The 11,996-nt window shown below is 36.6% G+C and carries 13 protein-coding genes; 1 reads left to right on the top strand and 12 read right to left on the bottom strand.

Translation table 11 applies throughout. The features are described from left to right. Nucleotides 1–311: 311 nt before the first annotated feature. The 9 genes from C568_RS0115115 to C568_RS0115075 form a co-directional block, all read right to left on the bottom strand. A complete protein-coding gene (locus C568_RS0115115) occupies nt 312–1,586 on the bottom strand; it encodes an MDR family MFS transporter (protein WP_018782016.1) in 1,275 nt (424 codons plus the stop codon). 108 nt (nt 1,587–1,694) lie between these two features. Further along, nucleotides 1,695–3,110, bottom strand: coding sequence for an amino acid permease (locus tag C568_RS0115110; protein ID WP_018767131.1), 1,416 nt, complete (start codon nt 3,108–3,110; stop codon nt 1,695–1,697). A gap of 379 nt (nt 3,111–3,489) precedes the next feature. Continuing rightward, on the bottom strand, nt 3,490–4,659 hold the full coding sequence (locus C568_RS0115105; protein WP_018782015.1) for a homogentisate 1,2-dioxygenase: 1,170 nt from the start codon (nt 4,657–4,659) through the stop codon (nt 3,490–3,492). Next, nucleotides 4,625–5,581: a fumarylacetoacetate hydrolase family protein gene (locus C568_RS0115100; protein ID WP_006093151.1), complete on the bottom strand. Its 957-nt coding sequence runs from the start codon at nt 5,579–5,581 to the stop codon at nt 4,625–4,627. Before C568_RS0115100 ends, C568_RS0115105 begins: the two co-directional genes overlap by 35 nt. A gap of 77 nt (nt 5,582–5,658) precedes the next feature. Then, nucleotides 5,659–6,777, bottom strand: coding sequence for a 4-hydroxyphenylpyruvate dioxygenase (hppD, locus tag C568_RS0115095; RefSeq protein ID WP_003205593.1), 1,119 nt, complete (start codon nt 6,775–6,777; stop codon nt 5,659–5,661). A gap of 336 nt (nt 6,778–7,113) precedes the next feature. Then, the gene (locus C568_RS0115090; protein ID WP_016117023.1) at nt 7,114–7,224 is read right to left on the bottom strand and encodes a DUF3948 family protein; all 111 of its coding nucleotides are present in this window, start codon (nt 7,222–7,224) and stop codon (nt 7,114–7,116) included. 69 nt (nt 7,225–7,293) lie between these two features. Further along, complete coding sequence (locus tag C568_RS0115085; RefSeq protein ID WP_016117022.1) at nt 7,294–7,404, bottom strand: DUF3948 family protein; 111 nt, start codon at nt 7,402–7,404, stop codon at nt 7,294–7,296. A 77-nt stretch (nt 7,405–7,481) separates the two neighbouring features. Further along, the gene (locus C568_RS0115080; protein ID WP_018782014.1) at nt 7,482–7,592 is read right to left on the bottom strand and encodes a DUF3948 family protein; all 111 of its coding nucleotides are present in this window, start codon (nt 7,590–7,592) and stop codon (nt 7,482–7,484) included. Nucleotides 7,593–7,669: 77 nt separating this feature from the next. Beyond that, a complete protein-coding gene (locus C568_RS0115075; RefSeq protein WP_018782013.1) occupies nt 7,670–7,780 on the bottom strand; it encodes a DUF3948 family protein in 111 nt (36 codons plus the stop codon). A 434-nt stretch (nt 7,781–8,214) separates the two neighbouring features. Here C568_RS0115075 and C568_RS0115070 point away from each other — a divergent pair, with 434 nt between their 5' ends. Then, nucleotides 8,215–9,087 (top strand): Cof-type HAD-IIB family hydrolase, encoded by an 873-nt coding sequence (locus C568_RS0115070; protein WP_018782012.1) that lies wholly within the window; start codon nt 8,215–8,217, stop codon nt 9,085–9,087. Nucleotides 9,088–9,125: 38 nt separating this feature from the next. On the opposite strand, the gene C568_RS0115065 is transcribed toward C568_RS0115070, so the two are convergent. The 3 genes from C568_RS0115065 to opp4C are packed head-to-tail and all read right to left on the bottom strand — an operon-like array spanning nt 9,126 to nt 11,996. After that, on the bottom strand, nt 9,126–10,091 hold the full coding sequence (locus tag C568_RS0115065) for an ABC transporter ATP-binding protein (protein ID WP_018782011.1): 966 nt from the start codon (nt 10,089–10,091) through the stop codon (nt 9,126–9,128). Continuing rightward, nucleotides 10,088–11,068, bottom strand: coding sequence for an ABC transporter ATP-binding protein (locus C568_RS0115060; protein ID WP_006093147.1), 981 nt, complete (start codon nt 11,066–11,068; stop codon nt 10,088–10,090). Before C568_RS0115060 ends, C568_RS0115065 begins: the two co-directional genes overlap by 4 nt. A 10-nt stretch (nt 11,069–11,078) precedes the next feature. Next, nucleotides 11,079–11,996 carry an oligopeptide ABC transporter permease gene (gene opp4C / locus C568_RS0115055; RefSeq protein WP_018782010.1) on the bottom strand — a complete coding sequence of 306 codons (918 nt, stop codon included), beginning with the start codon at nt 11,994–11,996 and terminating at the stop codon, nt 11,079–11,081.

The raw sequence follows: 11,996 nt of genomic DNA, 5'->3' as shown, positions 1-11,996 counted from the left end.
ACTTCCATAAAGTGAAACTTTAATCAGTGGGGATTTTCTTCATCCCTCACTGATTATTAGTTGTACGAATCCGGCTTTTACGGGCAATTCCCCCCACCTAACTTCTTTACTTTTGCTGAATTTTGAGGCGGGGGTCTTACTGCCCGCAAATAGCGGGATAAATGGCAGAACGGTTTCACCAATTGCATTTTTACGAACAGCTATTGTAAATTCATATCCTTTTCTTGCACCAAATCTGTGTCATCCCTTGATCTAGTTATGTATCTAATATATATGAAGAAATGCTGTTTTTTGTGTATGCCACCTATTGATTAAGAAGATTGTTTCGCCACATTTCCCTTTTGTCTTTGTTCTACAAGGTGATCTAAAGAAATATATACAAGACCGGCTATTACACACCCCACTCCTAAAATCGTAAACAATACATGCCCAAGCGATCGATCAAGTAGTAGTCCGCCAAGAAGCGGGCCGAACGCATTCCCTGTAATCCACTGCAAACTTGCCGCCCCCATATATGTTCCACGTAAATGCTCTGGTGCCAAATTTGCAACAAATGTCATTTGTACAGGAGACATAATCATTTCACCTAGCGTATATACCGCATAGACAACAAGTAATGTTATTAAAATAACCGTACCCTCTGTTCCAAATTCACCAAACCACCTTGGAAGCCAACCGATGAATAACAGCCCGATTCCAAATAACCATGCCCCATATAACATCGTCTTTCCAACTGGTTTATCTGTTGCCCATTTTGAAATTTGGAATTGGAATAAGACAACTAACAAGCCGTTTAAAGCCATTAAATATGGATATGGGTTATTTTTCCCAAAGATTTCTTTCATTTCATTATCAAAATGAAGGGGAAGCATGCCTTCTGTTTGCGAGAAACCCATGGAAATAATAATACCAGCCAATAAATAAATCATAAGTACCTTATCTCTCAAAACAACTTTCCAAACAGATTCTGCTTCCTTTTTCGTATTCCCGTTCTCTTTCAATGCAGTTTTCGGCATCGTTTCTTGAATAAGCATTAACACAAGAAGTGCATAAAGCAGCATTGTAGAGGAAGCAATAATAAATACAAGGTTTTTTGAAAGTACAACTACAGAAGCACCCATAATCGGTCCGATTGCCGCGCCAATATTATGCCCCATTCGCAATAAACCGTATGCCTCCGTCCTCTTTTCAGGCGCTGTGACATCCGCTACCATCGCCGATGCTGCTGGATGAAATAATGAATTACTTAACCCTAAAAAAATAGACAAAATAGCATAAGGAATAAATCCTTCTATAAATAAAAAACCGAGCATCAACAATGCATTACTTGCCATCGAAAATATCATAATAGGTTTTCTACCATATATATCAGCAATTCGGCCACCTATAAGCGAACCAAAGCTTGCCGCAATAGGAGAAAGCGCCATAATAATCCCTACTTGTAATAAAGAATCTACTTTATCTTTTAAATACAATGCAAAAAATGGCATTAACATCATCATTGCAATTCCATTCAGTGTTTCTCCTATAAAACGAATCCACACATTACGGTCCATTGCTTGTAATTCACGCCATGTCTTTTTCATTTACAACACCCCTTTAATCAACCACTCCTTATCTTATATTATTTTTAGAAAAATGTAAATTTTCAAAATAAAAGATCCGTTCTATTCTATTTAGAACGGATCTTTTCCCTATAAATTCGCTGCATTCTCCTCATCTTTTTTATTACTTAAAACACTATGCTTTCGACTATATAAGAAGTAAAATGCTACACCAATCACCATCCAAATGCCGAAACTCATCCATGCGGTTCCTGATAATTGAAGCATTAAATATACACAAAAGATAACCGTTAATGCAGGTAAAACTGGTACAAGTGGCACTTTAAAAACACGTGGTAAATCTGGGTGTGTTTTTCTCATTACGATAACCGCAACTGCTACAAGAGCAAATGCCGATAATGTTCCCATATTTACAAGGTGTGCTAATACATTTAAGTCGATAAGCCCCGAAATAAGTGCTGCGATAATTCCTGTCGTCCATGTATTTAAAAACGGTGTTTTAAATTTCGGATGAACTTTCGCAAGACGCTTTGGTAATAACCCATCGCGACTCATTGCATATGAAACACGAACCTGCCCATACATCATAACTAACATTACAGTTGTAATCCCTGTAATTGCTCCTACCGAAATAACACCCGCTAAACCATCTTGTCCAATAAACTGAAGTGCGAAAGCTACTGGATCAGAAATATTCAGCTGACCATAAGGTACAATTCCTGTCAAAATAAGTGAAACAACGATATAAAGAATCGTACAAATAAGTAATGATGCTATAATACCAATTGGTAAATCGCGTTGCGGACGTTTTACCTCCTCCGCTGCCGTTGATACAGCATCAAATCCAATGAATGCAAAGAATACCGTTGCAGCCCCAGCCATTACACCATCAAGACCAAATGGCATGAACGGCGTCCAATTTTCCGGCTTTACATAATTAAAACCAGCAAAGATAAAGAGTAATACAACTGCTAGCTTAATAAAAACCATAATATTGTTTACGCGAGCACTTTCACGTACACCTCTAGATAAAAGGGCAGTCATAATTAAAATGATAATAACAGCTGGTAAATCGATAAGGCCACCCTTTCCTGTTCCAGGAGCAGAAGATAAAATGGTCGGAATATGAATCCCAAAACCTTTTAACAAAGATTGGAAATAAGCAGACCATCCATTGGCTACCGCAGATGTTGCTAATAAATATTCCAACATTAAATCCCATCCAATTAAAAATGCAAATACCTCTCCCATCGTTGCGTACGTATACGTGTAAACACTTCCCGAAACCGGAACAGAAGATGCAAATTCTGCATAACAGAATGCAGCAAAGGCACAAGCTAACGCAGCTATAGCAAATGATAAAATGATAGCTGGTCCAGAATGTTTCGCTGCCACAACACCCGTAAGAACAAAAATACCTGTCCCGACAATAGCCCCAATTCCAAGCATTGTTAAATCCAATGCTCCCAATGTTCTAGCTAATGTTTTCTGTTTACTTTCTTGCATTAGTTTTGCAATCGGCTTTTTTTGAAAAATTTGCTTCATAGCATGCACCTCTAAATTTTAATTTTCTGAAAATTTTAATTATTTCTTATTTTACTCATAACATATTTTTTAGTCAATACTTTTGTCGAAATAAGCAGAAAAACATCTCATCAGCTAGTAGAATAAAATGCAATCAACACACAGCCATTTCCATTATTTGGGTTTTTAACCATATTAAATTCGTAATTCGACATAAAAAGATAAATAATATACAAACAATACATACAACTATATCCCTATATCTTTTTATAATTATTTTTGATATTCTATAAATTGTCGATTCCAACCAAAGAAAGAGGCATAATCATTTTATGAGCATGCCTCTTTCTTTTATCTCGCTATTTACGGGCAGTGAGCCTCCCCTGGTGGAAGTTTCACTTTATTTAGTATATGAACCTTCTTCAATCCAGCTATACATATACTTCTCATCTTCCGTTTCATGCGCTTGTTTCACAATACGGAGCGGACGGAACGTATCGATCATAACCGCTAATTCAATTGTTTCTTTTTTCCCTAAGCTTGCTTCTGTTTTCCCGGGATGCGGCCCATGTGGAATACCACTCGGATGGAGTGTAATTGAACCTTCTTCTACACCTTTTCTGCTCATAAAGTTCCCTTCTACATAATAAAGAACTTCATCACTATTTACGTTACTATGATAATACGGTGCTGGAATTGCTTCCGGATGATAATCATATAAACGCGGCACAAAAGAACAAATAACAAAGTTATGACCTTCAAAAGTTTGATGAACTGGCGGTGGCTGATGAATACGGCCTGTAATCGGTTCAAAATCTTCTACATTAAAGACCCAAGGATATAAATATCCATCCCATCCGACAACATCTAAAGGATGATGTCCCATAACATGTTTATGCATATAACCTCTCGACTTTGTCATGACAACAAACTCGCCTTTGTCATCATATGTCTCTAATTTTTCCGGCCCTCGAATGTCTCTTTCACAGAAAGGGCTATGTTCTAATAATTGACCATACTCATTACGATAACGACGCGGTGTTGTAATTTGGCTATTCGCTTCTACAACAAGGAACTTAGACTCTCCTTCATCTGGAATAACTCGGTAAATTGTTCCGATTGGAATCGTTACATAATCACCTTTCCGGTAATGAATCGTTCCAAACATTGTCTCAATTTTCCCAGTTCCATAATGAACGAATAACATTTCATCTCCATCACCATTACGATAAAAATAATCCATTTTTTCTGTCGGATTAACAACACCAATTAATAAATCTTCATTTCCTAATATAAAATTCCTCCCACTTAGCGCATCTCCAGTTTTTCTATTCTCTTTCGTGCGAAAATGACGATGAGCAAGCGCCACATCTTCTTCATACTGTAACTGACAAGAATGCGCTAACACAGCATGTCCTACTTCAGTTGGCATATAATGATGATACAAAATAGATTGTGTACCAGAGAAACCTTTCGTTCCCATCACCTGTTCACGATAAAGTGATCCATCTTCTTTACGAAATTGTACATGTCGTTTATGAGGAAGCTCCCCCATGTGACGATAATACATGCCCATCACCCGCTTTCGTTTCTTTTTTCACTGTGTTACGCAATGTACCTAGTCCAGTGATCGTAAGTTCTACAACGTCACCATCTTGTAACCACTTTTCTGTACCAAGTTCTAAAATACAACCAGTGCCAACCGTGCCAGAACCAATTACATCTCCTGGATATAACGTAACATCTTGCGAAGCACGTTCTATCATTTCTGCAAACGTATAGTAAATATCTCGGAAATTCCCTTTAGACAAAAGCTCCCCGTTCACATGGGCAGTCATTTCTAAGTTATAACGTTCACCAGTGCGATAAACATCTAACTCCTCTTTTGTAACAAGATAAGCTCCTAATGAAGTAGCAAAGTCCTTTCCTTTTGCCGGACCAAGCCCTACTTTCATTTCCTCAGCTTGCAAATCTCTTGCGCTCCAGTCATTCATAATACAATAACCGAAAATATATTCTTCTGCTTGTTCACGCGAAATATTTCTTCCCTCTTTCCCAATAACACAAGCGATTTCTAACTCATAGTCAAGCTTTTGAGTTTGTTTTGGACAAGAAACTGTAACTTCTGGCCCGATGACAGCACGGTGATTTGTAAAATAAAAAACCGGAATATCATACCACTCTGGAACAACATCTAATCCACGACGTCCACGAGCCGTTTTGACATGTTGCTCAAATGCATAAAAGTCACGAATACTACCTGGGTTTGGGATGGCTGCACAAAGCTGCACATCTTCCAAAGCGTACATGCCACTTGTTGGTTTTCGAATACCATGGGCTATTTCTACATACTCATCTGCTTTCTCTAAAAAAGCAAGCATAGATGAAGGAAGAGTGCCATTACTTGCCATATTCATATCAATTACTTTGTCACCTTCCAGCCAACCAGCTCGCATCTCTCCTGAAGGAAGACGAAATGTAATCAATTTCATCAATTTTCCTCCTCACTATTTATACAAAATGAAACTTTAATCAGTGGGAGACACAGCCCCCACTGATAAGTAAATTTTTATAGATTTCCGCGTCGTTCTTGCTCTCTTTCAATTGATTCGAATAGAGCTTTAAAGTTTCCTTCTCCGAATCCCCGAGAGCCTTTACGCTGAATAATTTCGATAAATAATGTTGGGCGATCTACAATTGGCTTTGTGAAAATTTGTAGCAAGTACCCTTCATCATCACGATCCACAAGAATCTTAAGCTCTTTTAGCTTATCAATTTCTTCATCGATTTTCCCAACGCGTGCTGTTAACTCTTCATAATACGTATCTGGTGTATCTAAAAATTCAACTCCGTTTGAACGAAGCGCTTCAACCGTTTTCACAATATCATTTGTCAACAATGCAAGATGCTGTACACCTGCACCGTTATAAAACTCTAAGTACTCTTGAATTTGTGATTTTCGCTTTCCATCTGCCGGTTCATTAATTGGAAACTTAATACGGCTTCCATTTGTCATAACTTTTGACATTAGCGCGGAATACTCCGTGCTAATATCATCATCATCAAAATGAATCATTTGTTTAAAGCCCATAACGTTTTCGTAATAGCTAACCCACTCTTCCATTTTTTCAACGTTACCAACAACATGGTCTACAGCAATTAAACCTGATTCGTCACTCGGAATATCAAAATCAATCTTCTCATAACCAGGCATAAATGTTCCTTTATAATTTTTACGCTCTACTAGCGTATGGATTGTATCGCCATACGTACCGATTACTGCTTTTTTTAATGTTCCTTGTTCATCTGTTAACTCTTCAGGTGGAGCAATCGCAACCGCACCTCGTTTTACAGCCTCTGAGTATGCTTTCTCAACATCATCAACAAGTAAAGCTACGTCTTTCACTCCGTCACCATGGATCTTTACAAATTCTGCAATACGGCTATCACTATTTAAAGTCCCAGACACAACAAAACGCATGTTTTTTTGCACGAGAACATAAGATACTTTTTCACGATTCCCTGTTTCTAATCCCGAATAGGCAACAATTTTAAATCCAAACGCTCTTGCAAGGTAATAACTTGATTGCTTTGCATTTCCTACATAAAATTCTAAATGATCGACATCACGTACCGGAAAGAAATCCTCCATTTGTGCAGCTAACGTATCCATAGATTTTTGTTTCATAAATTCCTCATCCCCCTGTAAATAAATTGAATGTTACATACTTAGAACCATCCGAAAACGCTTCCATCTACCAATAAAAAAATTAGTTAGCAAGCTAACAAATTTCTGACTTTTAAAGTTTTCTATCTTTTCTGTCAAATCCCTCTTTTTTTCTCCCATATAAAATTCGACTTTTTTCTATTTAAAACAACATAATCAAAGCTGGTAGTATGTCTCTTTATTACCTCAAAAACAAAAAGACCCTAACATATTAAACATCTATAATACGTTAGGGCCTTTATTTTTTTAGGATAATTGTCTTAATAAGATATAGGTAATTCTGTTTCTCTATATTCATTATACTAATACATTTGTAAGGAATACAATGAGCGCTGTTAATACTGCTGCTCCACTCGCCGATACTAATAAATCCATTTTTGTTACTTGTAATACTTCTTTGTTTTCCATATTCCCCATTCTCCTTTCAGCTTTATTTTGCAATCTTCATTCTGCTCTATTACTTGTACAAAACTTCTATTATACTAATACACTTGAAAGAAATACGATTAATGCTGTTAATACTGTTGCTGCTCCTGCTGATCCTAATAAGTCCATTTTTGTTAGTTGTAATACTTCTTTGTTTTCCATGCTTCCCATTCTCCCTTCAATTCATAATTTTATTTTTATTTGGTACTGTCCGTTCTACTGCTTGCACAAAGTTTCTATTATACTAAAACGTTAGAAAGAAGTACGATTAATGCTGTTAGTACCGCTGCTCCACCTGCTGATCCTAAGAAATCCATTTTTGTTACTTGTAATACTTGTTTGTTTTCCATGTTTCCCATTCTCCCTTCAACTTATAACTTTCTTTTTATGTGATACGATCCGTTCTACTGCTTATACAAAATTTCTATTATACTAAAACGTTAGAAAGAAGTACGATCAATGCTGTTAATACTGCTGCTCCACCTGCTGATCCTAAGAAGTCCATTTTTGTTACTTGTAATACTTGTTCGATTTTCATATTTGCTCTCTCCTTATTAATAGATATTTATATGTAATTTCCAAGAAATGATTAATTCATAGTTTTTATCTTAACGTTACATTAAATTAACTTGTGTAACGTTTGTAACATTAATGTAACATAAGTTTTTTCATACTGCAATATAAATACATAAAATTTATTACATTTTTTTTACGATATTATTAATATTTTTTTATAAACCCCTTTATACAGCGGTTTCCAACACATACACACTTGTAACATTAATGTAACATTGGGGTTACAAATCGAAATAAAACGTAGTAGAACGAGCACCTTTTCAATTTTGCTCCCTCATCATACTCTTTCGGAATCATTTTAAAGTTTGTCTCATTAACATTTCCATAAAGCCCAAGATAAGTTTATATGTTTCCTCAAGATAACTATGTATAATAAAAAACAAAGAGGTGGTCAGTTTGAAATTAATCGCACTAGATATGGATGGTACACTACTATCATCTAATCTTGAAATCTCCAAGGAAAATTTACAAGCTATTCGTGATGCTAAAGCAGCCGGTCATGTTGTAATGATTTGCTCTGGTCGTGCAAAAGAAGATGCTTTAAAACTATTGGAAGAGTATCAATTATCACTTCCAGTTGGAGCAAGCAATGGGGCAATTGTTTACGTTGATGGAAAAGTAATTAACGCACGTTGTTTACAAAATGCTAAAGTATACAAGCTTGCTAAATTACTAGAATCTGAAGGATTTCCATATAAGTTGTACACAAATAAAGGAGTTTATTCTCCTTATAATTGGAATGAAAAAGTAATGCATGCATTCGAAGAAAATAAGCATGCACTTGATGTCACAATTGAAGAACTGGAACGAATTACAGAGAAGCAAAAAAAAGCGAACTTAATTACTGATTTCCAAAAAATCGAAGATGTCGTAAATAATCCAGAGTTAGAAATCTCGAAATTCTTTATTTTGACGTTTGACGCAGAGCATCGCTCACAACTACTACAGTCTTTACAAGAAGATAAAGAAATTATGGTTACAGCATCAGCTCCGACAAATTTAGAAATTATGGACAAGTATGGTCATAAAGGAAATGGATTACAAGAAATGGCGTCTTATTTCAATATTCCAATTCAAGATACGATTGCCATTGGAGACAACTTTAACGATGTACCAATGCTAGAGGTAGCTGGCCTATCTGTTGCTATGGGGAATGCTGAAGAAGATGTAAAGAAATTATGTGATGTTGTTACATTAACAAATGACGAGCATGGTGTTGCTCATGCAATTGAACAGTATGTACTAAAACAACCATCCTCAAGCAAATAAAAAAGGACTCTTTCATATTTGAAAGAGCCCTTTTTCTTTTACACATGATGACAAGCAACGAGATGCCCTTCCCCAACATCACGAAATTCTGGTACAGCTTGCTTACAAATATCCGTTGCAAACGGGCAACGTGTATGAAAGCGGCAGCCTGAAGGTGGATTCGCTGGACTTGGAATATCACCTTGCAAAATAATTCGTTCTCGCTTAACAGTGGGATCAGGAATTGGTACAGCTGATAACAGCGCTTTCGTATATGGATGAAGCGGATTTGCAAACAACTTGTCACGGGGAGCTGTTTCCACAATTGTCCCTAAATACATAATTCCAATTTTTGTACATAAATGTTCGACAACACTTAAATCATGTGAAATAAATAAATAGGATAAACCTTTTTTCGCTTGTAATTCACTGAACAAGTTTATAATTTGCGCTTGAATAGATACATCTAATGCTGCAACAGGTTCATCAGCAACAATAAATTCTGGATTTAATACCATCGCCCTTGCAATAACAATACGCTGGCGTTGTCCTCCCGAAAACTCATGCGGATAACGATCAATATGATATGGTGCTAAACCACATAGTTCTAATACTTCTAACACTTTTTCACGAACATTCTCTTTCGTAGCTAAGCCATGTGCTAGCATTGGTTCACCAAGTGCTTCTCCAATTCTCATCCGTGGATTCAATGAACTAAACGGGTCTTGGAATACAAGTTGCATATTAGGACGATACTTTCGTAATTCCTCTTTCGATAACGTATGAACATCTTGCCCTTTAAATTTCACTTCACCTTCTGTTTTTTGAACGAGACGAAGAATAGTTTTACCAATTGTCGTTTTTCCACTTCCAGATTCACCTACTAGACCAAACACTTCACCTTTATTAATCGTAAAGCTTACTCCGTCTACTGCTTTTACATGCCCAATCGTTCTACCAAATACGCCGCCCTTAATCGGAAAATGCGTTTTTAAATTCTTCACTTCTAATAAAGGTTCACTCATTGCTCTGCACGCTCCTCATATAACCAGCAAGCTACTTTATGATGATCTTCATGCACTCCAAGGCCTGGCGCCTCATTCTTACATATATCCATGCAACGTTCACAGCGACCGCTAAAGTAGCAAAATTCATCTAAACCAACTAAGTTTGGAACTTGCCCCGGAATCGAATAAAGTTTATCTGTTCGTTTCCCCATTACCGGCTTTGATTTTAATAATCCTTTTGTATATGGGTGTTTAGGATTTTGGAATAGCTCCAGTACAGGTGCTTCTTCAATGACTTTGCCACCATACATTACAACAACATAATCTGCCATTTCTGCTACAACACCTAAATCATGTGTAATTAATAAAATAGATGTTTTAAATTCTTCTTTTACCTGTCTTAATAAATCTAGTATTTGTGCCTGAATTGTAACATCTAGTGCTGTTGTGGGCTCATCAGCAATTAGTAATTTAGGGTTACAACTCAGTGCAATCGCAATCATGATCCGTTGCAACATCCCACCGCTTAGCTCATGGGGATACGAATGAACAATTTCATCAGAACGTGCAATACCAACCTTACGAATTAATTCAATAGCTTTTTTATATGCTTCACTTTTACTAAGGAGCTCATGCTCTCTTAACGTCTCAACAATTTGTTCTCCAACAGTAAAAACTGGGTTAAGAGATGTCATTGGTTCTTGAAAAATCATCGCGATATCATTTCCTCTTAAACTTCGGAGTTCTTTCTCTTTCATCCCCAAAAGACTTTGGCCTTCATAAAGAATATCACCACCAACAATGCCGCCAGATTCCGCAATAAGTCCCATAATAGATAAAGCCGTTACACTTTTCCCACAACCTGATTCTCCCACTACACAAACTGTTTCACCTTCTCGTACAGAAAAGCTAACATGATTCACAGCTTTTACTGTACCTTCTTCCGTATGAAAGTGTGTTTGTAAATCTTTTAGTTCTATTACTGCTTTACTCATGATTCCTCACCTACCGCTTCATTTTTGGATCTAATGCATCACGAAGTGCATCACCAAGTAAGTTAATTGATACAACTGTTATAAAAATCGCAAAACCAGGCGGTATCCATAACCATGGACGTTTTTGGAAATCAATTAATGAGTTTGCTGCACTAATCATATTTCCCCATGATGGCGTAGGTGGAACAACCCCAAGACCTAAATAACTTAATGCTGATTCACTTAAAATAGCTCCCGCTACACCTAACGTTGCCACAACAATTAATAAAGGGAATACATTCGGAATTAAATGATGTAAAATCTTCCGGTAATCCTTTAATCCTAATACATCAGCAGCTTGCATAAATGATTGTTCTCGAAGTGTTAAAATTTGTCCTCGTACCAGACGTGCAAGTCCCGGCCATCCAATCAAACTTAACATGATCATAACAACATAAAGTCGATATTCAGATGGAAGTTTCCATTCTGATAAGATAGCACCCATAATGATAAGTAATGGTAATCCCGGAATAGACATTAACACGTCTGCAATACGCATAATAATATGATCTACAATACCACGATAAAAACCAGAGATAGCTCCTAATAATGCACCGAGTATGACGGATAGTAGCATCGAAGCTAAACCAATTGTTAATGAAATCCGGCCAGCTTGCATTAATCTCGTTAAAATATCTCTTCCCAATTGATCTGTGCCAAGCCAATGTGAAAAGTTTGGTGGTTTATTAATTTGTGTTACTTGAATTGTTCCAGAAACATATGGTGAAAAAAATGGTCCAATAAAACAAAATACAAACATAAAAATCAAAGTATAAAATCCAAATAGTGCTAATTTATTTTTCTTAATTCTAGTAAATGCTTGTCGCCATGGCGAAGTCAAATTTCCTTTTCTCTTTTCTTTCTTCTTTACCGTTACAATAGTCTCCAT

The organism is Bacillus sp. 95MFCvi2.1, assembly GCF_000374965.1.
Taxonomy (GTDB): Bacteria; Bacillota; Bacilli; order Bacillales; family Bacillaceae_G; genus Bacillus_A; species Bacillus_A pseudomycoides.
The sequence above is the reverse complement of the archived record's forward strand: the minus strand, read 5'-3'. Positions and strand labels throughout refer to the sequence as shown.